The organism is Chondrinema litorale (assembly GCF_026250525.1).
GTDB classification, from domain to species: domain Bacteria; phylum Bacteroidota; class Bacteroidia; order Cytophagales; family Flammeovirgaceae; genus Chondrinema; species Chondrinema litorale.
Genome location: NZ_CP111051.1, coordinates 49,520 through 75,886, shown reverse-complemented (window position 1 = coordinate 75,886; position 26,367 = coordinate 49,520). Strand labels below are relative to the sequence as shown.

Annotated in this window: 17 protein-coding genes; 14 read left to right on the top strand and 3 right to left on the bottom strand. The window is 34.8% G+C overall.

Translation table 11 applies throughout. The features are described from left to right. Positions 1-96 precede the first annotated feature (96 nt). The 3 genes from OQ292_RS30635 (at position 97) to OQ292_RS30625 (ending at position 4,905) form a co-directional block, all read left to right on the top strand. The gene (locus OQ292_RS30635; RefSeq protein ID WP_284688098.1) at positions 97-966 is read left to right on the top strand and encodes a helix-turn-helix domain-containing protein; all 870 of its coding nucleotides are present in this window, start codon (positions 97-99) and stop codon (positions 964-966) included. Between the two features lie 59 nt (positions 967-1,025). Then, complete coding sequence (locus OQ292_RS30630; RefSeq protein ID WP_284688097.1) at positions 1,026-1,994, top strand: DMT family transporter; 969 nt, start codon at positions 1,026-1,028, stop codon at positions 1,992-1,994. 319 nt (positions 1,995-2,313) lie between these two features. Then, on the top strand, positions 2,314-4,905 hold the full coding sequence (locus OQ292_RS30625; protein ID WP_284688096.1) for a beta-mannosidase: 2,592 nt from the start codon (positions 2,314-2,316) through the stop codon (positions 4,903-4,905). 89 nt (positions 4,906-4,994) lie between these two features. On the opposite strand, the gene OQ292_RS30620 is transcribed toward OQ292_RS30625, so the two are convergent. Continuing rightward, positions 4,995-5,828 (bottom strand): Cof-type HAD-IIB family hydrolase, encoded by an 834-nt coding sequence (locus OQ292_RS30620; protein WP_284688095.1) that lies wholly within the window; start codon positions 5,826-5,828, stop codon positions 4,995-4,997. A 702-nt stretch (positions 5,829-6,530) separates the two neighbouring features. Between OQ292_RS30620 and OQ292_RS30615 the strand changes: the two genes are divergently transcribed. Further along, positions 6,531-9,980, top strand: a complete 3,450-nt coding sequence (locus OQ292_RS30615; RefSeq protein WP_284688094.1) for a SusC/RagA family TonB-linked outer membrane protein — start codon at positions 6,531-6,533, stop codon at positions 9,978-9,980. Positions 9,981-10,009: 29 nt separating this feature from the next. Then, complete coding sequence (locus OQ292_RS30610; protein WP_284688093.1) at positions 10,010-11,554, top strand: RagB/SusD family nutrient uptake outer membrane protein; 1,545 nt, start codon at positions 10,010-10,012, stop codon at positions 11,552-11,554. 44 nt (positions 11,555-11,598) lie between these two features. Here the strand turns inward: OQ292_RS30610 and OQ292_RS30605 are convergent, their stop codons facing one another. Both OQ292_RS30605 and OQ292_RS30600 read right to left on the bottom strand, forming a co-directional pair. After that, on the bottom strand, positions 11,599-13,605 hold the full coding sequence (locus OQ292_RS30605; RefSeq protein WP_284688092.1) for a PhnD/SsuA/transferrin family substrate-binding protein: 2,007 nt from the start codon (positions 13,603-13,605) through the stop codon (positions 11,599-11,601). An 18-nt stretch (positions 13,606-13,623) separates the two neighbouring features. Next, the gene (locus tag OQ292_RS30600; RefSeq protein WP_284688091.1) at positions 13,624-13,935 is read right to left on the bottom strand and encodes a hypothetical protein; all 312 of its coding nucleotides are present in this window, start codon (positions 13,933-13,935) and stop codon (positions 13,624-13,626) included. Positions 13,936-14,284: 349 nt separating this feature from the next. Here OQ292_RS30600 and OQ292_RS30595 point away from each other — a divergent pair, with 349 nt between their 5' ends. The 9 genes from OQ292_RS30595 to OQ292_RS30555 all read left to right on the top strand — a co-directional run bounded on the left by OQ292_RS30595 (position 14,285) and on the right by OQ292_RS30555 (position 26,213). Further along, positions 14,285-14,851 carry a Crp/Fnr family transcriptional regulator gene (locus OQ292_RS30595; protein WP_284688090.1) on the top strand — a complete coding sequence of 189 codons (567 nt, stop codon included), beginning with the start codon at positions 14,285-14,287 and terminating at the stop codon, positions 14,849-14,851. A gap of 109 nt (positions 14,852-14,960) precedes the next feature. After that, a complete protein-coding gene (locus OQ292_RS30590) occupies positions 14,961-15,959 on the top strand; it encodes an aldo/keto reductase (protein WP_284688089.1) in 999 nt (332 codons plus the stop codon). A gap of 169 nt (positions 15,960-16,128) precedes the next feature. Then, positions 16,129-17,682, top strand: coding sequence for a serine hydrolase (locus tag OQ292_RS30585; RefSeq protein WP_284688088.1), 1,554 nt, complete (start codon positions 16,129-16,131; stop codon positions 17,680-17,682). A gap of 52 nt (positions 17,683-17,734) precedes the next feature. Then, complete coding sequence (locus tag OQ292_RS30580; protein WP_284688087.1) at positions 17,735-18,025, top strand: DUF2199 domain-containing protein; 291 nt, start codon at positions 17,735-17,737, stop codon at positions 18,023-18,025. Further along, positions 18,009-18,260 (top strand): DUF2199 domain-containing protein, encoded by a 252-nt coding sequence (locus tag OQ292_RS30575; protein WP_284688086.1) that lies wholly within the window; start codon positions 18,009-18,011, stop codon positions 18,258-18,260. The genes OQ292_RS30580 and OQ292_RS30575 overlap by 17 nt, the downstream gene beginning before the upstream one ends. 124 nt (positions 18,261-18,384) lie before the next feature. Further along, complete coding sequence (locus OQ292_RS30570) at positions 18,385-19,641, top strand: DUF5685 family protein (protein ID WP_284688085.1); 1,257 nt, start codon at positions 18,385-18,387, stop codon at positions 19,639-19,641. 98 nt (positions 19,642-19,739) lie between these two features. Beyond that, positions 19,740-21,452 (top strand): PNGase F N-terminal domain-containing protein, encoded by a 1,713-nt coding sequence (locus tag OQ292_RS30565; RefSeq protein ID WP_284688084.1) that lies wholly within the window; start codon positions 19,740-19,742, stop codon positions 21,450-21,452. A 252-nt stretch (positions 21,453-21,704) separates the two neighbouring features. Beyond that, positions 21,705-22,646: an AAA family ATPase gene (locus OQ292_RS30560; RefSeq protein ID WP_284688083.1), complete on the top strand. Its 942-nt coding sequence runs from the start codon at positions 21,705-21,707 to the stop codon at positions 22,644-22,646. Between the two features lie 15 nt (positions 22,647-22,661). Continuing rightward, positions 22,662-26,213 (top strand): formylglycine-generating enzyme family protein, encoded by a 3,552-nt coding sequence (locus OQ292_RS30555; RefSeq protein WP_284688082.1) that lies wholly within the window; start codon positions 22,662-22,664, stop codon positions 26,211-26,213. The last annotated feature ends 154 nt before the right edge of the window (positions 26,214-26,367 follow it).

Here is a 26,367-nt window from a genome sequence, read left to right as displayed (position 1 = left end):
AAAAGTGCAAAATTCAAATTGACAAGGCAGCCATAAAAGCATTTGTTAAGGCAAAAAACTCAGAATAAATTAATTTTGCAGAAATCGATATAATGAATGAAGAAAATCAATTCTCAAAAGAAAGGCGAACTTCCTATACAGGAACTACTCAAAGGTGAATATTTGCAGATAACCCGTTTGCACAAAGACCTTGATAGGCTTTCTATTATTCCACATCGACACGACCATTACGAATTGATTTTAGTAAAAGATGGCGAAGGCAAACATAGCATCGATTACAAACCATTTGATTTAAAACCAGATCGAGTATTTTTTATCCATAAAGGTCAGGTGCATTTAATCGAGCATTTTGAAAGAGACGGCTGGATCATCATGTTTGGCGAAGAGCTACTCAACAGATTTCTTCAACTTCACAAGCATGAAAATGAACAAGGCTTATTAGATTCTTATACACCTTACCCATACATAGATTTAGATGAGAAGCTAAAAACCATTTTTAGTTTAATAATAGAACAGCTCCAAACCGAACTTTCAGCTGAAAAGCAAGATGTAGATATTATGTTGCATTATGTTTCGCTAATGTTGCTACATGCCAACAAGGTGCAAATGGTCCAACATCCTAAAGAGCAAATGAGTCTGGCAAACAGGCAAATTCTATTTAAACTAAAAACGCTGATAGAAGATAATTTTAAAAAAGAACATCTGGCAGCTTTTTATGCAGATCAGTTGAATATGGATATCAAAAAAATTAACCGAATCTGCCGTGAAGCTACCGGATCGACACTTTTTGAGCTTTTACAAGAAAGGTTAATTACAGAATGCAAGATTCAACTTCAAACTTCTACCGGTTCTGTAAAAGAAATAAGTTATGATTTGGGCTTTAATGACCCTGCATTTTTTGGGCGATTTTTTAAAAAACACACCAATTATACCCCATTAGAATTTAAAAAACAGCGCGCTATATAAACCATAAACTACCCGAAATGTACCAGAAAGATTGCTCGATGCCTATTTAACTTTGCATCATGACTGAGCAAAATAAAACCTTAAGAGCAATAGTGTGGGGTGTGGGAGCATCCCTTTTTTTGTCATCAACTTTTATAATTAACAGCCTAATTTCAGGTTCAGGAGGGCATTGGACATGGACAGCTAACCTTCGTTCACTGTTTCTTATTCCTATTCTTGGTTTAGTAGTTTACTTTAATAAACAATTGAGCCCGCTCATTAAAGCTTTAAAACAAGAACCATTGGTTTTTATAAAATGGGGAACAATCGGTTTTGGCATATTGTACACTGCATTGGCAATTGCTTCTTTATTTTCTCCAGGTTGGATGATTGCCGCCACTTTTCAAATAAATATTTTGGCAGGTATGCTACTGGCTCCGCTTATTTATAAAGATAGCAGAAAATCAATTCCACAGCGAGCACTTGTACTATCAATCATAATTATAGCAGGAGTTTTTGTAATGCAATTTGAAAAGGTAGATCAGTTAGATTCTCTGGCGGGTGTTTTAATTAGCTTTTTTCTGGTGATGCTTGGTGCAATTGTTTGGCCATTGGGTAATCGCAAACTCATGGTCGTACTGGAAGAAAAGGACCTTAAATTAAATGCCATCCAAAGAGTGTTGGGGATGAGTATCGGGTGTCTCCCATTGCTAATCATATTAGGTATTGTAGGATACCAGCAAGCAGGTTTGCCAACACTTACTCAGTGTGAATCTTCCTTGTATTCGGCATTCTTCTCTGGCTTTTTAGGTGGAGTAGGTTTTTACCAAGCCACACAAATGGTGAATAGAAACCCAGTGGCAATGGCAACCATAGAAGCTACACAAGTATTCGAAATCATCTTTACACTGCTTGGCGAAATGTATTTAAGAAATACTGCCTTACCGGGAATTTTTGGTCAAATAGGCATCTTTATAGTTTTCTTAGGAATTAGTTTCCATTTCTGGAATACTCTAAATCACTCAAGAAAGCTCGCCACCAGTTTTTAATAAAGTTTATACAACCACTATGAATAGCATGGATATTTTAAGCTTTATTTAATTGATAGATAAAGCTTTAAAATATCCTCTTTTTTTATTCAATACCCATCCTTTTCTAACAAAGCTTATCTGTGTGGATTTAAGACTCCGAGGTTACTATCTCTGTAATTCATGGTATCAATCAGTGTAAAAGCTGTTATTGGTCAGTTTGTTTGATGTGTTGATTGCCAATATTTGTACATACCTGACATAGCCGAGCTAAAACCTAATTGAGCTAATAAAAAACTACCAATAGCAAGGTATTTTCCGTAAATAACACCTTAATCCAATGAAGGCTTTAAAAATCATACTTGTTTTCATCACTTTTTTATATTTTGCCGCCTGCAATCAAGTACAAAATCAAAATAACACAGACAAAACTTTGGAACTAAATTCTAACTGGGTATTTAAAAAAACATCAGATAAAAGTTGGACAAGTGCTACTGTACCTGGTTCAGTTCACACAGATTTAATTAATAATCATGTAATTGAAGATCCCTTTTACAGGTTAAATGAATTAGATCTACAGTGGATTGACAAAGAAGATTGGGAATATAAAACAACTTTTGAGTTAAGTAAAGAAGATTTAAACTGGCAACAAATAGAGTTGGAATTTGATGGTTTAGACACTTATGCCAAAGTGAGTTTGAATGGTAGCCAAATTTTGGAAACAGATAACATGTTTAGAAACTATGCTACCAATGTAAAATCTCTATTAAAAGAAGGTAACAATGAATTGAGCATACTCTTCGAATCTCCTATACAAAAAGGCATAGAAAAGTATGATGCACTAGGTTACAAAATTCCAGTATCTGATAACGATTTGGCTAAAATTGGTCAGGTAGAAGGTGAAAAACAAGTAAGCATTTTTACAAGAAAAGCTGGTTACCATTTCGGTTGGGACTGGGGTCCACGACTTGTAACATCTGGTATTTGGAAACCTATTAAGTTAAAAAGTTGGAATAGCTACATTATTAGAGATGTTTTTATTGAGCAAACAAAATTAGACGAGCAAGCCAACCTAACTGCTTGGATAGACCTTGAAGCCAGCAATGATATTGATAAAACCGCTGTAGAAATTTTGGTTGAAGGGCAAAGTATAAAATCTGAAGAAGTAAAGATTTCGAAAGGACTTAATAAGTTGAAAATTCCTTTTACGATTAGCGAACCTAAACTTTGGTGGCCAAATGGACTTGGAGAGCAAAACTTGTATAATGTAAAAGTGAATGTCTCTGCAAATAACCTTGTATCATCTTCTACAAAAAGAATTGGCTTAAGAAATATTGAAATTGTAAGAGAACCAGATGCTGTAGGAACTACATTTTATTTTAAAGTAAATGGTCAACCTGTATTTATGAAAGGCGTCAATTACATTCCTCAAGATGTATTTCTAGATAGAGTTACAAAAGATCATTACGAATCTGTGCTCAACTCTGCTAAAGAAGCAAATATGAATATGCTTCGCATTTGGGGAGGAGGAATTTATGAGAAAGATGTGTTTTACGATTTATGTGATGAAAAGGGATTATTGGTTTGGCAAGACTTTATGTTTGCTTGTGCCATGTTTCCGGGAGATCAGGCTTTTCTTGATAATGTGAAACAAGAAGCCATAGACAATGTAAAAAGGTTACGCAATCACACTTCCATTGCTTTGTGGTGTGGGAATAACGAAATCTTATCTGCTTGGGAAAATTGGGGATGGAAAAAGAAAGTAAATGAAGAACAATCTGAAGAAGTTGCCGATAAAATCTGGACAGCTTACGATAATATATTCCATAAAATTCTGCCTGATGTTGTAAAAGAATACGATGGTAGCAAATTTTATTGGGCTTCTTCGCCAAGTAGCGATTTGGGCGTAAAAGAATCTCTTATTATGGGAGATGCCCACTATTGGATGGTTTGGTGGGGTAAAGAAAAATTTGAAACTTATAATGATGCTATTCCTCGCTTTATGTCTGAGTTTGGTTTTCAATCTTTTCCAGAATATTCATCTGTGCTGAAATACACCATGCCAGAAGACCATGATATTTATTCAGATGTAATGCAGTCGCATCAGAGATCAAATATCGGTAATGTAACTATCGATGAATACATGAAGCGACACTACAAAAAGCCCAAAGACTTTGAGAATTTTTTGTATGTGAGTCATTTATTGCAAGCCTATGGTATTCGCATTGGTATAGAAGCCCACAGAAAAAAAATGCATGACTACCGATGTATGGGCAGTCTTTATTGGCAAATAAACGATTGTTGGCCAGTGGCTTCTTGGTCTAGCATAGACTATTATGGAAAATGGAAAGCATTGCATTATGCGGTAAAAAAAAGTTTTAAAACCACATTAATCAGCTTCGAAGAAAGAGAAGACAATATCGCCATCTATATAGCTTCTGATTCATTAAATGAGATTAATGGAAAACTGAAAGTGGAAATTATTGACTATGAAGGCAAAGAATTAAAATCGTGGAGTAATGATGTAAATATAAGTGCAAATGATGCAAATATCTATTTCGAGATTCCTAATAGTGAGTTGGAAGCTTTTGAAGCTGATAAAATAGTAATAAATGCATCACTAATAAGTGGAGAACAGGTTCTTTCAGAAAAGCTTCATTATCTAAAACCATTTAAAGATTTGGCACTTATAGATCCTGAAATTAGCTATTCAGTAAAAGAAAACGGAGATTATTTTGATGTGACTGTTAGCAGTAATAAACTCGCACTTGGTGTTTATATAGCATCAAACAGTTCCGGAAATTTCTCCGATAACTATTTCGATCTTCTTCCAAATAGTGAAAAAGTTATTTCTATCAAAAAGGAAAATATACAAGACCTAAGCTCATTCGAAAAAGAGCTAAAGGTTTATAGCTTATATACTAGCTATTAGTTTATAAAAATGCAGGAAGTAAATTAAAACAAGACAGGCAAACATCGGTTTGCCTGTCTTTATTTTTGTAGAGTTCATATGAGCTTTTATTATTTCTCTATTCCCAATTCAAAATATTTATTTAGAAATATAGGTACACCATCTTCTGCACATGAGAGTGTATGTTCATCTGCCACCGCTTTTACTTCATCTCTCGCATTAGCAACCGCTATACCCATTCCTACTTCTCGAAGCATATCTATATCATTATAATTATCTCCAAAAGCAATCACTTTGGTTAATGCCTCCTCTCCTAGTAATGCTTTAATACCATCTAGCTTACTCACATCATTGGGAGCAATTTCTATAATGGTATCATTTGAGCGATAAGCTACCAATTTATCTTTTAAATCTGTACTTAATAGTTTACCTAACTGGTCTAAACTATCCTTTACACCCATCAACATAATTTTATGCGCTCCTTTTCCCTTCTTTTTCAAGTTGGCAATAGTAGTTGCTGTTTCTTCAAAAACTGGGTCTGTTTTGGTATTGTGAATTTCTTTCTGAATTCTCGCTGAATCTTCAGGAACTGACCAATCATTATAAGAGTAAATCCCCATATTCACATTCAACTCATTGCAAGGCTTTAGTAATCCTTCAATTAATGAGACTGGTATGCATTTGTCATATATTACTTCCTCCCCTTTTACTATATATGCACCATTATAACATATAATTGGCTTAGAGCTAGTTCCAACTTTTTCTTGTATGTAACTCATACCTGATGGAATTCGAGCGGAAACTAAAATAATATCCAATTGTGTGCTCAGCTTTTTAAGTACAGTAGCACAAAACGGAGTTATATCGCTTTTTAAGGCCAATATGGTACCATCTAAATCTAAGCAAATAGTATTGTATTTTTCCATGGCATCCTTAGTGTTCATTCTAATTCTTTTGATTTATGTTAGCAATTTTTTCTTGTTCTGTAATGCAAGAAACTAATGCTCGTAAAGATGATAAATCTTGAGTCAAAATATTAAGTATGCTTTAAAAATTAATAAGGCCATTTCTTTAATTTAACTGAGTAATAACCTCTATCCCCCAATAATTAGTAACATATCTTTAACAGAAGTTTAATAATGACGTCAAACCTCTGTAGATAAAAAAGATGTACTTTGTGAAGAGAAAATTTTCTTATAAAACTATCAAAACAGGCATTTTTGCCAGTAATTGATATTATTAAATACCATCCATTGTAATTCTTTTTTTGAAGCGAAAAGTTGTAAACAAGACTTTTTATTAATCTTGAATTCTCTTTTAGTAGAGTTTAAGCCCTTTAGAGTCGTATAAATTCTTTTTTAAAGAAAGTTTATAACAATGTTTACGCTTATTTATATAATTTGAAACCTCCTATTTATAGGTAGCCCTGCTATTGTTTAATTTAAATATAGTAGTGTATTACATACATAAGTAGGTTGCATTTTTTGTATCGTTTCAAAGATTATATACTAACCACTCTCATTTAGCAACTACCACTTTCAACCGGTATATTTCAATTTCAACCTTAAATAATAAGGCTATGATAGCGATCACCTCAGTTTATCAATTTATTGATAGACTTTCCTTTAATCCTAATTATTTACCTTATGAGAATTTTTTTCAATTCTTTATTAAAGGCAGTACTCGTTCTGTCATTCCTTGGCATTTGCGATGTTGGTTATAGTCAGTATTCCGACAGCCAAATTGTTTTTGCCAATGCAAACAATCCAACTACTACACTAGACAACCTTTTACGTCAGCTTGAAAAAAAATTCAGTGTTAAATTTCATTTTGAAGATAACACTGTTCAATTCAAAACACTTTCAAATTACCAGCAATCTCTAGATCAACAAAATTTAACTGATGCACTTAATAATTTAGCAGAAATGCAAAATTTAAAGTATCAGAAAATTAATGAAGATGAATACCTCATTTCAAATAATGCAATTCATCAATCAACAGACAAACCAGTTACTTTACAATTAGAAATTGTTGAACAAACTATTAGCGGTACAGTAACAGACTCTAAAAGTGGAGCTAGTTTACCCGGTGTAAACGTGTTGGCCAAGGGTACATCAACCGGAGCAGTAACCGATGTAGATGGCAAGTACAGGCTTACCGTGTCTGATGATATTAGCACACTTGTTTTTTCTTATATCGGATTTTTATCGACAGAAGTGCCAATTAATGGCAGAAGTATTATCGATATAGCTTTAGAAGAAGATGTACAAAGCTTAGAAGAAGTAGTTGTAATTGGCTATGGTACTCAAAAGCGATCAGACCTTACAGGAGCTGTTGGTTCTGTTGGCACAGATGAATTACAAGAACGCCCAGTACCATCATTAAATCAGGCAATATCTGGTAGAATTGCAGGTGTGCAAGTGAATGTAAACTCTGGCCGACCTGGTGGTAAATCGAATGTAAGAATTCGTGGTTTCAGTTCTATCAACTCTTCCAACAATCCATTATATGTGGTGGATGGAGTACAACTTCCGGTAGGTAACCAAACTCAGCGAAGCAATGCGATAGACTACATTAACCCGAATGACATTGTATCTGTAGAAGTTTTGAAAGATGCTTCTTCAACTGCTATTTATGGTGCAAGAGGTGCTAATGGTGTTATCTTGATTACCACCAAAAAAGGAAAATCTGGCGAAGGTAAAATCTCTTATGGAGTTGATTTGAGCACAGTTACTTATGGCCCTAATAAACCAGAAGTACTTAATGCAAAACAATATCTTGAGGTAGAAGACCTTGCTTGGAGAAATATGGAAAAGTTTGACCCAGTTGGTTGGGCAGAAGGAAAATGGGAATACCTTAATCCAGCTTTAAAGCGTACAGATCCAGAACTTTTCGATAGCAATGGCAATCCTTACCACGATACAGACTGGATAGAAGAAACAACCCAAAGTAAATTATCTCAAAATCACCAATTAAGTTTTAGTGGCGGTAGTGATAAAACTACTTATTCTCTGTCTTTGGGCTTTTTGGATATGAATGGTTTATACAAAACTTCGTATCTCACCAGATATTCAGGTAGATTAACGGTAGATACTGAAGTGAAAAAGTGGTTAACCATTGGTACTTCTTTGAGCTACAACTATCAATCTGAAAACAATGTAGATTATAGTGACCAAGTACCAAGACGAATGGTAGAAGATTTTCCATTCTTACCGGTTTACTATTCTGACGGAACCTATGCAGATAACAGAGATTATCCTTTTGCAGAAGGAACCAGAAGTTCAGTGCATAACTTGCTAGAGCGTGAGTACATCATCAACACACAAACCTTCTTAGGTAATGTATTTGCCAACATCACTTTAGCCAAAGGATTGGTCTTTAGAACAGTGCTAGGTTCTAACATGGTAACCCGTGAACAGAACAGATATGAGGGCAGAACTATACAAGAAGGAGCACAAGGAAGGGCTTGGGCAAGCAATAACAAGGATTCATTTTGGTCGTTTGAAAACTACCTTACTTACAACAAAACCTTCTCAGATATCCATTCTTTCACAGGTATGGTGGGTATTTCTTGGCAAGAATCTAACTACTTTGGTATTAGCAACGAAGCTAGAACTTTTGCTACTGACCACTTCCTTTACAACAACATTGGAGCAGGTAGTAACAACTTAGGTGTAGGCTCAGGAGCTAGCAGAGAAGCATTAAACTCTTACTTTGGTAGATTCAACTACAGCTTAATGAACAAGTACTTACTTACCGTTACTGGTCGAATGGATGGTTCATCTAAATTTGGTGACAATAACAAGTATGCATTCTTCCCTTCTACTGCTTTAGCTTGGAGAGTTTCAGAAGAACCATTCTTACAAAATAGCGACCTTATTTCTAACTTAAAAGTTCGTACTAGCTATGGTTTAACTGGTAACTCAGAAATTCCTCCATATTCTTCACTTTCTCTATTAGGTTCTGGTTATGCAGCCGTATTAAACGAACAACGAGTGGGTGGAACAGGATTAAATCGTTTGGCAAACCCAGATTTAAGATGGGAAAAAACTGCTCAATCTGATATTGGTGTTGAAGTAGGCTTCTTCGATGGTAGAATCGCTTTTGAAGCAGATTATTACTATAGAAAAACCACTGATATGCTGTTAGATGCACCAGTTCCTCAAACTAGTGGCTATGCTACTATTCGTAGAAATGTGGGTTCAATGGAAAACAAAGGAGTTGAGCTAGCTTTAAACACAGTTAACATCACTACTCCAAATTTTGAGTGGCGTTCAACTTTCAACATTTCATTCAATAGAAATAAAGTACTTGAACTTGCAACCAGAGCGCCAATATTTGGTGTAGGTGGTCCGGGTATCACGAACGAAACCAGTATTATTACAGAAGGTGAATCTGCCAGTTCATTCTGGGGCTTAGTGCGCTTAGGTGTTTGGGGAACTGACGAGGCTGCTGAAGCTGCTGAATTCACTAGCTACAGAAATGGTTTAACCATACTACCGGGTGATATTAAATATCTGGATGTAAATGGGGACAAAGCAATTACAGATGCAGACCGAATGATTATTGGTGATGGTAGCCCAGATGGTTGGGGATCGTTTATCAACAACTTTAGATTCGGCAACTTCGATTTTATGCTCGATCTTCAGTTTAGCTATGGTAATGACATTATGGATATGAACCTGCACTCTAGCGAAGACCGTCAGGCTTTAGCTAACAGTTATGCCACTGTATTAAATGCATGGACACCTGACAATCAAAATACAATGATTGCCCAAATTCGTGATACACGCGCTGGTTATGTAACCAATGTAGATTCTCACTGGGTGCAAGATGGCTCATTCATTAGAGGTAGAAATATGGTTTTAGGCTATACATTCCCTAAAGCACTTACAGAAAAGATGTTTATGAGTTATTTGAGAGTTTATGTTTCTGCTCAAAACTTCTTCTTAATTGTAAATGATGAAGTTATCGGTGATCCTGAAATTACACCTATTAGAGGTGGTGATGGCAACAACGTATTTTCACAAGGTATGAAGTGGCACGAGTATCCTAAACCAACTACATATACTTTAGGATTAAAAGTGGATTTCTAAATTTCTAAAAACGCTAAAACGATTTTATAATGAAAATAGATATAATAAAACATATAACTAGGATAGTTCTAAGCGGATTTATCTTGATATTTTCAGGTTGCTCAGATTTCTTGGATGAAGAAGATCCATCTAACTTAACTCCTGAAAACTTTTACACCATTCCCGATCATGCAGAAGCTGCCATTGCTGCTGCTTATGACGACACGAGGTTTTATGGTGATGGTGCTGGTATTTTCTCTTCAAACTGGCAATTGTTAGAAGCTCCGACTGGAACTGCTACCACTGAAACTGCCCAGAACTCAGATTTGAATAACCTATATTCTTTAACTTGGGATGGTAATACTGGCCATATCAAAAACTGGTGGAGAGGTATTTATAAATTGATTGCCAACACCAATTTGGTTTTAGAAAAAGTGCCTGGCATTACTCCAATGGATGAAGGCCAGAAATCGAGAATTTTAGGTGAAGCTAGATTTATTAGAGCTTGGGCTTATTTTTATGCTGTGCGTCTTTGGGGAGATGTTCCTTTGGTATTAACACCTCAATCGGCAGATTCAGAAGACTTTTTCCCTGCAAGAACTTCTACAGAGCAAGTTTACGATCAAATAGTTGCTGATTTAAAAGAAGCAGAAAATGCTGGTTTATCTTGGACAGATGTAAGCGGTAGAGTTTCCCAATCTGCAGCAAAAGCCTTATTGTCTAAAGTTTACTTAACAATGGCTGGCTTCCCACTAAATAAGGGTGCTGAATATTATACACTTGCAGCAAATAAAGCAAAAGAGATTATAGACAATCCTCAGGGAATCGATCTTTTTGATACTTATATGGAAGTGCACGACGAAAGATTGGGTAACCAAACAGAACATCTTTTTAGCTTACAGTACAACGATTTGGTAGCTGGTAATCCAATGGGCAATATGTTCCCTAACTTTAAACCGGTTTCTTATCGTGGACCTTCTGGTACTGGTAGCACTGTACCTACATTTGCTTTTTATGAATCTTACGAAGAAGGAGATATTCGTGCACAAGATCAAAATGGTTATTTCTATACTACTTATTATGAAAATGGAAGTGGTGAGGAATTTGACTTAGGTGCACCTTATATCTTTAAACATTTTAATGTAGTTGCTAATGGTATTCAGGGGGTTGAAGGTACTGCTCAAGATAATCTCAACGTACCAGTTATTCGATTTGCTGAAGTACTTTTAATATTTGCTGAAGCATCTAATGAAGTAAATGGGCCAACACAAGATGCACTTAATGCAGTAGAAAGAATTAGAACCAGAGCTGGTTTAACTACTGATGGTGTAGGTGCCTTCACTCAGGGCGAATTTCGCGAATTGGTGTGGACAGAGAGATGGCATGAGCTATGTTATGAGGGAATTACTTGGTTCGATATGGTTCGTTTGCAAAAGGTATTTAACGAAAATACACTCGGCTTCGATGATTTTGTCGGACATGTAAATCTAAACTCAAACCAAGCTTTGCAAGAAAAGCATTTATTGTTTCCTATTCCTATTCAAGAGATGTTGAACAATCCGAATTTAACACCTCAAAATCCGGGTTATAATTAAATAATATTCCCGCTTCCGTTTAATACTGAAGCGGGATTTTTTTATTATATCTTAGCACACATCAACAAAATATCATCACGTTGTTCGGTGCCCTGCATATGTTCTTTAAGTTTTCCTTCAAAAATGTCTTTTAACTCACTTGGAGATTTTTCTGAATTATCTTTAAAGAATTGCTTCAACCTTTTTTTACCAAAACCTTTTCTGTGAATATCATTCTGATCTTGATATCCATCTGATCCAGTTAGCAAAATACTCCCTTTCGGAAGATGCTCTATTTGATCGCTAAACCCTTTGTTACTTATTAAATTACCACTAATTGAAACGCGATCTCCTTTTAACTCTACAAATGCTCCATCTGGTTTAATAATATACAAGTTGTTTTTTGCACCACAAAAAACCATCTGAACTAAATATTCATCAATCTTTGTAAACTTCATTATCACCATATCCATTCCACTGTGCTTTCCTTTATCTGAGTGACCCAGAAGCTTTTTAAGTTCCAAATCTAACTCACTAAGCACTTCTGCGGGGCTCTCAATCTTATTAATATTGATTAATTTATCGAGCAAACTATTTCCTAATAAAGTCATAAATGCACCCGGAACTCCATGACCTGTACAATCGGCAGCTACTAACCATAAAGTATCTTCAACTCTGCTACTCCAATGAAAATCACCAGAAACAGTATCTTTTGGTTTATTCAAAATAAAAAACTCTTCTATCAGATCAGTTGCATCCAACTTTTCTGGAAAAACAGCTCTTTGTATTGTTTTAGCTGAATTAATACTGCTATGAATCAATTGGTTTTTATACTCCAATTCTTTTACCCTTTCAGCAATAAACTCTTGTTGAGCCTCCATCTCTTCCTTCTGTTGCTGAAGTTCAAAATTCTGACTAGCAATTTCATTATTCTTTTCGGCAAGACTATCATTCAGTTTTTTCTTCTGCCTGTAATTATTATAAAAAATACCGGCAGATACTAAAGCAAGAACTATAAATAAAACTGAGAGATAGAGTAAAACAGATTGATTTTCTATTTGAATAAGTTGCTTATCCAAAATCGCTTTCTGTGCTTCCATTTTGCTCTCCTGATCTTTTAGAATAGCATTACCTTCTGCCAATTTTTGCTGTTGAACTTTAAATTTCTCTTCATACAAACTAATAAAAAACACCAAGTCTTTAATGTCTTTTATAGACTCCAACATAGGTTTTAATGGTTCTTCTGTAATCGAAACCATTCTTTTAGATTTGGCATCATCATGAGAAGCCATTAATTTTTGATATGTCGTGTCGGAAGGATTCTCATGCATTTTTTCAAGTGCATGCTGAATTTTTGCTCTTAGCTTTTTATCAAAAGATTTATTAGCAGCGTAGAACTTGTGCAATATAGGAGGTGAACGAAATAAGGTTTTAAGCCCTTCCATATTTACTCCACTTTCTTCACAAGCACATGCACCTATTTTTTGCGCACTTTCAATAACTTCTTGTTTTACAGCAGAATGCCCATTGGAGTAATTTACACTATTAAAAAACATCTCTGGCAATGTAATTCCCATAGATGCCAATTGCATACGTGGTAAAAGGTGCCCTGATGTAGACGACGAACTTGCGAAAATAAATTCGTAATCATGAGATTGTTCTATCAGTTGATCTAAACTTTGTACATCACTTTTTTCTGACCTAATAAAACAGCTATAATAAACTCCAGGATTTCCCGCACTATCTGCGAAAGACATAAACGGCTCAATATTATCACTTTGAGTACGAGCTAAAGTATAAAAGAAGGGAGTATTGTATATGATATCAAAATCGCCTTTATTAATTATTGCAAAAAGCTCTTTAAGTGTAGAAAAACTAACTATTTCAACTTCAATATCAAGGTTGTTTTCAAGATATTCAATTAAGTTCGAAAGGTTTTCATTTACTTCTTTGTCAATTAATATTTTAATGTGATCCTTGTTTTTTTCTTTTGATGCCCAGCTATTTTGGGAAACCATTAAGAACAATGACAAGATTAAAGACCAAAAGATAGTAGAGTAATTTGATTTCATGTGCTAATAGAATATGATTTATTTCTTTGATTTAAAAGAATCAACTACTTCCATAAAAGAAGCCAATTGAGCTATTATGCCATCAACTTCTAACTTAAAAAAAGCCCAATCATAAATAGATTTAGCCACAATTCCGGAATTACGACCATTGCCTACTTCCAGATTCCAAGGGTTAATCGCTGTAAAAACCTTCACCGGAATTATTAACCCGACTTTATATATAGACTTAAAAAAAGGAGTGCTAACTATACAAATAGATTCTTTGTTTTGCGATGTACACAAACCAAAAAGTGATAATAATAAAAATATAAGCATTTTCACATTCATCATATTATATGTAGCAATTAGCTTAATCTTAATAAATACAAGATTATAACATTGCAAATACAGTTTTATTGAGAGCTACATTTTAGATATTCCCCCTATCATATTAAAAGGATTTTCAATATCTAGTAAAGAACAAACAACTGTGTCTCAATATGTTGAAGTCTTTGCTTATCGAGTGAATGATTAAATGAAGCCAGAATCGTAATTAAAATTTAAACATTTAGCTTAAAATATATTTTGCGTATAGATAAGATCTTAAAAAAACTCAGCTCAAAATCATTTGTTCAATTCTATTCAAGTACCATTACTTTTGAAATAGTAAATTTGATTTTTTAAGAATCTTTAGAGCCGAATGAACCATAAACTTAGACAACAAATAGAAAAAATTATTTCACTCACCGATGATGAGTTTGATGTAGTACTCAAGCATTTCCAAGTAAAAGCATTTAAAAAACATCAAATCGTAATTCATCAAGATGATTATGTGAAATATGATTTCTACATCACAGAAGGATTAATGAAATCTGCCAACATGAAACCCGATGGCAAAGAACACATTGTGCAATTTGCTATGGAAGATTGGTGGATTACCGACCCAGAAGCTTTCCATTTGGGTACAAAATCTAAGTTTACAATAGATTGTTTAGAAGATACAAAAGCCTTTTCGCTTACTTTAGAAAACAAAGAAAAGCTATGCAAAGCCATTCCGAAAATGGAGCACTTCTTTAGAAAAAAAGCAACTGCTGGCTATATTGGATTACAAAAGAGAATCTTGTGTTTTATCAGCAGTAAAGCCCAAGACAGATACCACAATCTTTTAGAAGAGTATCCGGGACTTATTCAGCGAGTGCCTAAAACCCTGATTGCTTCTTATTTAGGTGTATCTAGAGAAACTTTGAGCCGCTTAGCCAATGAATGACTGTGACATTTCGCACAGCAAATCTGTGATAAAGCCCCTGTGAAACCGACCATTTCTATGAGAATTTTGCCTCATAAATCAATTATAAAAGCAAATATTTAATTAACAAATGGAATATAGAAATCTAGGTAACTCAGGTTTAAAGGTACCTGTACTCAGCTATGGCACAGCTACTTTTGGCGGAACAAACGAATTTTTTGGCAAATGGGGACAAACGGATGTAAATGAAGCTTCCCGATTAATAGATATCTGTCTGGAAAGAGGCGTCAACTTTTTTGATACAGCCAATGTCTACTCACAAGGCGATTCCGAAGCAATTTTGGGTAAAGCTTTAAAAGGAAAAAGAAATGAAAGTATTATTGCCACCAAATCGACTTTCCAAATGGGTGAAGGACCGAATGACAAAGGCTCTTCTCGTTTCCACATAATTAAAGCCTGCGAAGACAGCCTGAAAAGATTAGAAACGGACTACATCGATTTATACCTGATGCATGGTTTTGATGCCAACACTCCAATTGAAGAAACTTTGAGCACTTTAGATCAACTTGTAAAAAGTGGTAAAGTTCGATACATTGGTTGCTCAAACTTTGCTGCTTGGCAACTCATGAAATCCCTATCTATTTCTGAAAGGTTAAATCTGGAAAAATACATTGTTTACCAAGGCTATTACTCTTTAATTGGTCGAGATTACGAGCAAGAAATAATGCCACTTTTGCAAGATCAACAAATGGGATTGATGGCTTGGAGTCCGCTGGGTTGGGGTAGATTAACTGGCAAGATTAAAAGAAACCAACCTATGGAAGAAGGCAGAATTAAGTCTGGTGGTGATGTAGGTGCACCACCGGTAGATAATAAATTAATTTATGATGTGGTGGATGCGCTAGAGCGAATTGCCATTGAGAATGATAAAAGTATCTCTCAAGTTGCTATTAACTGGATATTGCAAAACCCAACAGTTTCGAACGTGATTGTTGGCGCCCGAAATGAAAAACAGTTAATAGATAATTTAGATGCTGCCAATTGGTCAATTTCACAGGAAGATTTACAAGAATTTAACAAAATCACTAAACCGCAAGCTATCTACCCTCATTGGGTAGGTGAGCGCTAAAAAGTAATTATTAGTAGAAATGTTGCCATTGGTTTTTACTGATGGCTTTTTTTATGTTTTAAGTAAAAAAATAATTATATTCATCATGCAAATATTATAAGCTCATCCTTCAATACAAGAAGCATTTCATCTAACTACCTTTCTCTCTTTTTTTACTTTTTAATGTGCCATGATGAAAACTAAAGCGCTATTTCTATTATTTACTACGCTTACAATATTTTATGAATCTTTCGGGCAATTTACTGTCAACGATTCTCTAGATCAATACATAGAAAAACTAGTAATCGAACTCGAAGCTCCCGGATTCGGAATTTCGATTGTGCAAGATGGTAAAGTAATTTATTCTAAAGGTTTTGGCACTAGAACTCTTAATAAAAATGAGCCTGTAGATGCAAATACGCTCTTCGCCATTGGTTCAATATCAAAATCTTTTACCCCAATTGCCATAGCAATGCTTATAGACGAGGGTAAACTCAGTTGGGACGATAAAGTAATTAAACACATCCCCTATTTCCAGTTGTACGATCCTTATGTAACTAACTCCATTACCATTAGAGATTTGCTCACTCATCGAAGTGGTTTAAAATGGACAAGCGGTGGCACATTGTGGTATCATTCTGATTTAGACAGAGAAGAGATTATTAGAAGAATGAAGTTTCTAGAACCCGAATCAGAATTCAGATATACCCCTGCTTACCAAAACATTATGTACATTGTTGCATCTAAAGTAGTAGAAGCTGTAATTGACGATACTTGGGATAACTTTATTCGAGAGCGAATTTTTAAACCTCTCGGAATGAACAACACCGTAATTAGCGAAGCTGAAAGAAAGCTTAGTAAAAACATTGCCAGTCCACACATAAAAGATCAAGACTTAAACAAAATAGCCATTGAACAAGAAAAACTAGATAACATTGCTCCCGCTGGTTCTTTTTATTCTTCGGCAAACGACATGGCTAAATACATGCAGTTTATCTTAAATAATGGTGTAGTTGATAATGACACACTTGTTAGCCCAAGCTCATTTAATGAGATTTTAAAACCTCAAATACATTTTCCTATAATGGGAGAACCTCTTCACAACGAGTTTACTTCTTATGGTTTTGGTTGGTTTCTAACTCCAAAAAACGGAAATAAAATCGTAGAGCATTCAGGTGGTGTGGATGGCATGGGGGCAAATTTAGTATTGGTGAAAAATCGGAACTTTGGCATAACAGTACTTTCTAATGCTTCTTACACAACAATTTCATATGCATTAGGCTATCAGATTTTAAGTGAATACCTAAATGATAAAGAATATCTGAATTTTAGTGTATTCGCAAAAGAATACTTTTCACAACTTGATGATATAGCAAAGAACGACAAAGCAGAGATTGAAAAATCGAAAGTCAATAATACACAAGCTTCTTTATCACTAAATGAGTACACAGGTATTTACACAGATAAAATGTATGGAGATATTAGTATTGGCATGGATGGTACAAACTTGAAAATAGCGTTTTCACACACTCCTTTGTTTACTGGAAAGCTCTCTCATTGGCACTACGATACCTTCGAAATAGACTGGTTCGACCCAAGAGTTCCAAATGGATTTATAACATTCAGCTTTGATTCGAAAGGAAAAGTGAGCGGGTTTGAATTAGACCAACCCAACTTACTTGATGTAGATTTTACAGAATTAGATATCACAAAAAAGATGAATACAAAAGAGGTGGTGCATTAAAGAAATTAAATTGTAAAATTTGATCTATAAAAAATCACAATTTAATTTGTGGATGCAAAAAGAAAAATCTTTCAAATGCGAATGCTGTGGTACTGTGTATGATGAAATGCCTTTATGTTTTGGCTCAAGCTATCCTGATTACTTTTATTCCATTCCACCAGACGAGCGAGCAACCCGAATTGAATTAGAAAAAAGTCTCTGTGTTGTTGATGAGCAATATTTCTTTCACAGAGGTAGATTAACTATCCCAATAATTGATTTCCATAATAGCCTATACTTTGACATATGGACAAGTATAAGTAAAGAAAATTTTGAACTTAGAATGGATGGACTATTGGGATAAACCTGAAAGAGTTAACAATGATCCATATTTTGGCTGGTTACAAAATCAAATTCCAACTTATGAGAATACAATCAATATAAAGTCAAAGGCTGTCGAACAAGATGGTGAAGCAATTCCTGAAATAATCGTATTTGAAGAAAATCATCCACTTACAATCGATCAAAAAAATGGAATATCGCTAGAAAAAGCCCATAAGATTGTTCAATCTATTTTGAAAGAACAACACTTAAAATGAGGTTTATATCTATTATAACTTCTCCACCAACTACCTTATAACATTCAACAAACAATTCTTTGTGGTAATCAGCATTATTTAATTACGATTTTTTAATGGAATTGAGATTAAATAATTTTTTAATATGCTTGGCCATTTAAAACCATCTTTAGATGCATCCCATTCGTGTTCACAATATGCTTATCAGAAATATTATTGTGGAATATGCCGATCGCTAAGGAAAGAAAAAGGACTATTTGCAAGCGTGTTAATCAATCATGAGCTTACTTTAAATCTATTAGCTCTTTCTCCCTTTTTAGAAAATCAAAGTATTACAAGCACACCTTGCCCCTCAAAGGCAATGTTTGGTAAACAAATGGCGGCAACCCATCCGGTAATTGATAAAGTGTCTAAACTTTCGATCCTGCTAGGCTGGATAAAAACAACAGACTGGTCATTCGATTCTAAAAATCCCATTGCTACACTGCTTGAAAAGCAATTGAAAAAATGGAATCAAAAACTGAATACCGACCTATCTGCTTCTTTAGAAAAAGTAATTGCAGACTATATCAAATTAGTTAAAACTTCTGAGCCAGAAATTAATGCAGTAATGAACGGCAGCGGAAGTCTTGCCAAAAAACTCTGGGAAGAATTGGCGGTATTAACTACTATTCCCATCGAACTGAAAGATCAACTTGCTCTGTTGTTTAGGGAAACGGGTAAACTAATTTTTCAGGCAGATGCTATTGAAGATTATCACATAGACTTAAAAAAAGGCAATTATAACCCAATAGAAATTCTTTCAAGAAGTAAAAATAATGCTGCAAGAGAATTTTACGAGGCGTATCGTGTAAGACATATTACCATTGCTTGTTTACTAAATCAGATTGCAAGAAATCCGCGACTAAACCAAGAGTTTGTTAAGAGTTTTAGTTCGGCAATTAGTAATATAGACCAAGCAGTTTTAAAAAAGTTTGAGCATTTTACAGACCCTGTCAATAGTGATTTTATAAACAGTATTTCAAATTTTTTCCATTTCGATCTACAAGCTAATCAGTGTTGTTGCCACCAATGTTGCAATAATTGTAAGTGCCCATGCGAAGATTGTCATTGCAGCGGATGCCATTGTGATAATGGTTGTAGTTGCCCAGATTGCCACTGTAATTGTGATATTTGCAATGCTTGTAACTGCGATTGTGGCGATTGCTGTGGGCCAAAAACTTATAAAGAATACGAAAGTACAGAAGAAATGAAGAAAGAATTACTCAAAGAGATTTTAGATTCTGATTTGAGTGATAGTACAAAAAATGAATTGCTCCAAAAGCTCGATAGTGTTAAAACAGACTCCAACCAAAGAATCGATGTATTGATCGATCATCTCAATAAAGATTTAGAAAAGTGATTTGCTCAATCTAAAAAAGGATTCCATTTACATTTTGTACAACTTCGAGTTTGCTCTATTTTTACCGCAAATAAATCAAAGCAAACAAATTAGACAGAATGTATAGAATAGGAATTTTAATACTGCTTCTCGGATTTTCGAAGTTGGGTTTCGCAATGGACAACAAAGCAGAAAAAAGTGGCAAGGTTGAGTATGCTGTTTGGCACAATGGTAAAGTTGATGCAGAAAGAGACAAATTAATTGTCGAATATAATAATGGAATTGCTAAAAGCTGGACAGACAGAACTGGTAAAAATTTAATTCCTGAAGTTCCTGAGCAATACAACTTTTTCGATTATTCAAATGGCAAAATATATAGGCAAGCAATTTTTATGGATGGCGCTGCCTATTTCACGCAGATGGACTTCCAGAATCTAGATGATTTTAAACCAGAAGGCGAGCCAATAGAAATACTAGGTTACAACTGCCAAAAATACACTGGTTCATCATTTTCTAACAAAATTGAATTGTGGATTACAACTGAAACAGGTTTACAAGGCACGCCCATTTTATCTTTCCCCTACCCAAATGCATTGGTTTTAAAATATGTTCGCAACGAAAATTACGGTTGGGAAGCGACCAATATCGAATTTTATAAGAAGAAAAATATCACCAATTTAATGCCTGCTGATTTGGGTAACGAAATTAATCAAGTAGATTTTGGTTTGCTCTTGGCAAATGCTTTTGTAAAGGATGTGCAAATTTTTGATAATGATCAGATCAATTGGGGAGATAAAATCACTAATCCAGAAGGTGATGTTACAAATGTAGTGTATCGATTTGCCGGAGGTACAGTAATCGCTAAGAAAGTTAAATTACCCGAAGTACCAGATGGCACAACTGTTTTTGCCGAAGTGGTCGAAAAATCTAATGGAGATGCTTACGACCGTACAGGTTCTGTATTTTTAATTCCGGTAGATAAAAAGCAAAGTTTCCTTGATGGATTAAAGTCTGGAAAAGACGCTTTGCCAAAATACATCAGCAAAGAAAAGAAAACTTATCAGGGTGTGGTGAGTACTCCAACCTACGATCCTCTTATTGAGTTGATGCGTTTCTTTACACCATTCGGCGTCAATCACTTCAACGATAAACGTGATGTGGGTATCGATTGGGCAGATTCTGTTACTTACAAAGAAGATGTGAGCCATCTGTTACCTGTTTTGCAAGACGAGTGTTGGATAGGTGTTTTTATCGGGAACTACGATGGTGGTGGACACAAAGTAAGTCTGAACCTAAAATATCATTTAAACAGACAAGAAGTTTCCGAAGAGCCTGCAAAAAAATACTGGATTCAACCTGTTTTTAATACTACCAATGTTATGGAAATGGCTGGGCAAGAATACGGTACCATGTTTAAAAACGATACGCTTTCTGTTGAGTTTGAAGTGCCCGCAGGAGTTAAAAATGTTACCTTCAGATATATTACTACTGGCCATGGTGGCTGGGGAGGTGGCGATGAGTTTGTGCCAAAAAAGAATCAACTTTTTATAGATGGAGAAACTTTCTTCAACTATACTCCTTGGAGGGTTGATTGTGGTACTTACCGTGAGTATAACCCAGCATCTGGTAATTTTTGGAATGGACTTTCATCATCAGATTATAGTCGCTCAGGTTGGTGCCCAGGAGCAGTTTCGCATCCTTACTTTACACAAGTTGAAAACCTCAGCGCTGGAAAACATAAAATCTCTGTATATATTCCATTAGGAGAACCTCAAGGCAATATGTTTAGCGCTTGGAATATCTCAGGTGTATTTATCGGAGAAATAGAATAAGTCTATTTCAAATCAATATAATTTTTAGGGTACTTTTTGGTACCCTTTTTTTATATCAAAAAATAAGAAAGGTAGCGATTTAAAAATCAGCAGTAGATTAAAAATTTTACATACAATCTTTGAAAAATTATATCGAAAACTGTAATAAAGAGTTTAATTAAATAGACTAATTACCAAAAAAATACTAGATAATTCTAATTTTTTTATTTGGAGAAATAATATAAATTAGGTACTTTAAACTCAACCAGTTAGATGACAGCAACCAAATTTGAAATATATACTGGCGAAAACCAACAAAATTTACCAGACTTTACACCCGATTACAGGCTTACTAACCCGGAACACTATAAACCGTCTAAAGCTTTAAAAAGCGCTGTAAACGTGGCAATTACCCTTGGAAAACCGCTATTAATCACCGGAGAACCCGGTACAGGCAAAACACAACTTGCCTACAGCATAGCCAATAACTTTGGCTTAGACAAACCTCTTGTTTTTAACACCAGAACTTCATCTATTGCTACCGATCTTTTTTATAGATATGATGCACTAAAGCATTTACAATATGTGCATTCACAAAAAAATAATACCCTTACTGATGATGAAATAGAACAAAAGTTTATTCAATATCAGGCTTTTGGGCAAGCTATTATCTCTCAACAAAGGCAAGTTGTTTTAATCGACGAAATAGACAAAGCGCCTCGCGATTTACCTAACGATATTCTCAATGTACTAGAAGAAATGAGCTTTGATGTGCCAGAGGTAAATAAAAAATATATAGCACCCGATGCCAAGCGCCCAATTGTGATCATGACTAGCAACTCAGAAAAAAACCTACCTGATGCTTTCCTAAGAAGATGCGTGTACTATCACCTTAACTTCCCATCGGAAGATGAACTGCTCACAATTGTTGCTGCCAAATTGCAGAGTGAAGTTTTTACTTCTTCTAACCTATCTTCTTTTGTAATTCCTCATTTCATGAAAATTAGGAAATTACTAAAGCGCAAAAAGCCCAGTACCGCCGAACTCATTTATTGGGTAACACTCTTGGAGAAATTTAACTTCCACCCAACAAAGTTGGCTAATGTGAACAAACTAAATCAGGAAGACAAAGACACATTGCGAATCACTTATACCGTACTTGCCAAAACCGAAGACGATATTAAAATACTAGAACAAATACTTTTTGAGAACTGATAAATCGCTGTAATAATGAAAAAACCACTTCTTGTATATGAATACATGCCTCTTGAAGAAATGCTGAAAGAACTGGAGAAGGAAGGGTTTATTATAGGTGTAGATACATATTTAGATATTAAAAAAGTACTGGAAAAAATTCCTGCTGGTGCAGATAAAGCACTATTGAAGGAATTACTGGCGCCAATACTTGTAAAGAGTGAGAATCAACAACAAATATTTTCGGATACTTTCGACAAATATTTCAAAAACTATAAAGGGCAACAGGCACGTCTTTATTCCGATAATTCGCCAATAAAACATCAAGTTCAGCCAGAAAAAACTACTAAACCCATTTCAATCAACTTTACTTATATCAAGTATTTTGCAGCATGTTTTGTCTTCATCATTCTTACAGGTGTGGCGCTGCATTACTTCCAAGATGCATTTGTTCAAAAATATGAATTTAAAGAACTAGATGTTTCTGCCATTGAAAAAGACATTCAAACGAAAAAAGAAAGTATTTCTATAGAGAAAAATAAAGCAGAAAATAGTGATGCAAAAAAAGAAACTCAAAAGATAAATGCTCCAGAGTCTATCAAAATTGAAACTGAACAAGAACAAGTAACAGAAGCTAAAATTGATGTTGACAGCCCAAATACAATTGCAGCAGCGAAACCATCAGATAAAAATACCGAGTTAGACGAAAAGGAATTAGCAAAAGAGAAATTACGAAAAGAAAGAGAAACATATTTTGCCAAAACCTATCCCGAAAATAAAGAAATGCAGCCATCTGGCGACCATGATTTTATTTATTCTAAAGGGAAAAATATACCTCACATACTGTTTAAAGATGAAGCTATTAATAGGCTGAATCTTGCCACTTTTACTCCCAAAGAATTGCAAAAGCCAGACATGGGAAGTTTAAACTCAAAAGTAGTTTACTGGTATGAAAATATTGATGTGATAAAATGGTGGGTATTTTTGTCTTTGCTTTTTGCTTATCTGGTTTACGAAAGATTTTTATATGCTGAGAGACGATTGAAAAAAGCAAGCGCAACTGGTGATCTAGAAAATATGGAAGTGAAACTGAATCAAAACTTCCAAATAGAATATCCAGAAGAGTTTTATCTGGCCTCTCGCGATTGGAATAAAAGAAAGGTAGAAAATACAAATCGCCTCAACATAAATAAGACAGTTGTAAATACAGCGCAGCAAGGTGGAATTTTAAATCTGGTTTACGATCAAAGAGAAAAACAATCGCAGTATCTGATTTTGATTGATCAAGATTCTCGTAAAAACCAACAATCTAAATTGTTTGAGTTTATCTGTTCATCTTTAGTAAAGCAAAACATCCACATCAACCGCTTTTATTTTAATAAAGATCCTCAGGTTTGTTGGAGTGAATCAACCTATAAAAAAGTTGATTTGTTCTATTTGTTAAACCACTATGCTAACCACAGACTTTTGTTGTTTACAAGTGGCGCTGGAATGGTTAATCCAACAACTGGAAAACTTTTCGATTGGACAGATACATTTAAGTCTTGGGAAAACAAAGCTATTTTTACTCCTAAAGAACCTGTACTTTGGGATAAAACGGAAGAGCAATTACAGCATCTATTTTCTATTCTGCCGGCAAATACAGAAGGTATTACTAAACTGGTAGATACTTTCGAGATGATTAATGTTGCCGATTTGTATGAGTGGAGAAATAATGCTGAGCATACAATAATCGATTTTGATGAAGAGCCAGTTTTAATCGTGGCGAAGCTGAAATACTATTTTCAGACGGATGATGATGATAGTTACGATGTGCTCAACTGGTTAGCTGCTTGCTGCATTTATCCTGAAATCTATTGGGACTTAACATTATTTATTGGCAAGCATCTTTCTACACCGGATAACAATCTTTTAACTGCCGATAACCTTACTAAGTTAATGAACTTAAAGTGGTTTCAAGAAGGAAAAATTCCAAACGAAATCCGCAAGGCGCTACTAGCCGATAATGAACTACTGAGCAAAGCTGAGCAAAAACAGATTGCAAAAGCGATATACAAAGTAATTGAAAACAGTATTAAATATTCACCAAATCCTGCTTTTAGAAATAAAGAAAGGATGAATATTTTAATTAGTAAAATTCAACAAAGTACTTCAAAGGAAAAGCAATATCTGGTAAAGGAATTAAAGCAGTTATACAGAACCAATCCGGTTGAAGATAAAGAAGTATTGACGCTGCTAGAAGAAATACGTCATCCGTTAATGGATAGATTAATTCCTAAAAAGCTAAACAAGTATCTGTTTAGAGATAATTTCTATTTTACTGGTTTTAAATTTCCGGCGCGTCTCACCATGGCTTGTGCTGTGTTTTATCTGCCTTTTACTTTTAGTGCTGAAGAACCAGATTGTAGCTCTGCTATTAATTATAATGAAATTGAATATTGCCTAAACAATGGTTTGGATAGCGCCAAATTGCTCACTCTAATGGCCTACGACAATTACCAACCATCGGAAGTGGATAATAGTAATACATTAAGATTTATAGAAACTGCCAGTGAGTTAATGGGTAATTACGATTTGGCTCGCATCAATAAATCTTTAATCGATTTTAATATAGCATTGGGTTATTATCAGGTAGGAATGTATGATAAATGTATCGATCTTGCCAGTAAAATTTTAACCTATAAAAATGCCGGTGTTTTAAAAAATGAGCTTCACCATTTATTATTTCTAAGTTATCTCAACAAAGAAAATAAAGAGGGTGCTTTGCACAACTTGTTCTCTATGCATCCAGCTTATTGGAAACAAAAAAGCATTAAACCAGAGGTATTTTTAGATTATAAACCACAGAAAATTGAAGTGGCAAATGTGGAAGGTGGCACATATAATATGGGAGCTAATGAACTGGAAGGGATTTATTATGAAAAGCCTAAACACTCGGTAAATATTAGCGATTTCTATCTTTCGAAATACGAAGTTACAAATGCTGAGTACTGCAAATTCTTAAACGAAAAAGGGCTAAATGCTGAAAAAGTTGCTGAATGGATTGATATTAATGGAAAAGAGGGTGATGAGCAATGTCGCATCTACTATGAGAAGGGAATGTACAAAATACAAAGTGGATTTGAGAAACACCCAGTAATATTTGTTAGTTGGTATGGTGCAAATGCTTATGCCAATTGGATTGGTGGTAGGCTCCCAACTGAAGCAGAATGGGAATATGCCGCAAGAGGTGGTAAATACAGCCAAAACTTTTTGTTTAGTGGCAGCAACAAACTTTCTAAAGCTGGCTGGTATAGTAAAATTCCTAATGTAAATGGTGCTCAGCCAGTTGGACTAAAAGCACCTAACGAATTAGGTTTGTATGACATTAGTGGAAATGTTTGGGAATGGTGTAGCGATTGGTACGATCCACACTTTTACAATTTAGCAGATTTAAATAATCCGACTGGACCATCTCGTGGTGAAAAGAAAGTGGTAAGAGGCGGCTCATGGAAATATGAAAAAGAATATGCGCGAGTATTTGACAGGGTATTTAATTATCCAGATAGTCAATTTGAAGTCTATGGTTTTAGAGTAGCTTTTGATTGAAAAATTTTCTTTAAAAGAATCAAAACCCATCAGAAGTAGTATTAATACTACTTCTGATGGAGTTTTTTTTAACACAAATGAGATAGCTTATCAAATTTATACGAAAGATATTACTCATTTTATCATCTTCCTTTTGGTATATAAAAACACCAAT

What these genes read in the sequence shown, in the direction of transcription:
- OQ292_RS30635 (WP_284688098.1), top strand. Translation starts at nt 97, where the DNA reads ATGAAGAAAATCAATTCTCAAAAGAAAGGCGAACTTCCTATACAGGAA.
- OQ292_RS30630 (WP_284688097.1), top strand. Translation starts at nt 1,026, where the DNA reads ATGACTGAGCAAAATAAAACCTTAAGAGCAATAGTGTGGGGTGTGGGA.
- OQ292_RS30625 (WP_284688096.1), top strand. Translation starts at nt 2,314, where the DNA reads ATGAAGGCTTTAAAAATCATACTTGTTTTCATCACTTTTTTATATTTT.
- OQ292_RS30620 (WP_284688095.1), bottom strand. Translation starts at nt 5,828, where the DNA reads ATGAACACTAAGGATGCCATGGAAAAATACAATACTATTTGCTTAGAT.
- OQ292_RS30615 (WP_284688094.1), top strand. Translation starts at nt 6,531, where the DNA reads ATGAGAATTTTTTTCAATTCTTTATTAAAGGCAGTACTCGTTCTGTCA.
- OQ292_RS30610 (WP_284688093.1), top strand. Translation starts at nt 10,010, where the DNA reads ATGAAAATAGATATAATAAAACATATAACTAGGATAGTTCTAAGCGGA.
- OQ292_RS30605 (WP_284688092.1), bottom strand. Translation starts at nt 13,605, where the DNA reads ATGAAATCAAATTACTCTACTATCTTTTGGTCTTTAATCTTGTCATTG.
- OQ292_RS30600 (WP_284688091.1), bottom strand. Translation starts at nt 13,935, where the DNA reads ATGATGAATGTGAAAATGCTTATATTTTTATTATTATCACTTTTTGGT.
- OQ292_RS30595 (WP_284688090.1), top strand. Translation starts at nt 14,285, where the DNA reads ATGAACCATAAACTTAGACAACAAATAGAAAAAATTATTTCACTCACC.
- OQ292_RS30590 (WP_284688089.1), top strand. Translation starts at nt 14,961, where the DNA reads ATGGAATATAGAAATCTAGGTAACTCAGGTTTAAAGGTACCTGTACTC.
- OQ292_RS30585 (WP_284688088.1), top strand. Translation starts at nt 16,129, where the DNA reads ATGATGAAAACTAAAGCGCTATTTCTATTATTTACTACGCTTACAATA.
- OQ292_RS30580 (WP_284688087.1), top strand. Translation starts at nt 17,735, where the DNA reads ATGCAAAAAGAAAAATCTTTCAAATGCGAATGCTGTGGTACTGTGTAT.
- OQ292_RS30575 (WP_284688086.1), top strand. Translation starts at nt 18,009, where the DNA reads ATGGACTATTGGGATAAACCTGAAAGAGTTAACAATGATCCATATTTT.
- OQ292_RS30570 (WP_284688085.1), top strand. Translation starts at nt 18,385, where the DNA reads ATGCTTGGCCATTTAAAACCATCTTTAGATGCATCCCATTCGTGTTCA.
- OQ292_RS30565 (WP_284688084.1), top strand. Translation starts at nt 19,740, where the DNA reads ATGTATAGAATAGGAATTTTAATACTGCTTCTCGGATTTTCGAAGTTG.
- OQ292_RS30560 (WP_284688083.1), top strand. Translation starts at nt 21,705, where the DNA reads ATGACAGCAACCAAATTTGAAATATATACTGGCGAAAACCAACAAAAT.
- OQ292_RS30555 (WP_284688082.1), top strand. Translation starts at nt 22,662, where the DNA reads ATGAAAAAACCACTTCTTGTATATGAATACATGCCTCTTGAAGAAATG.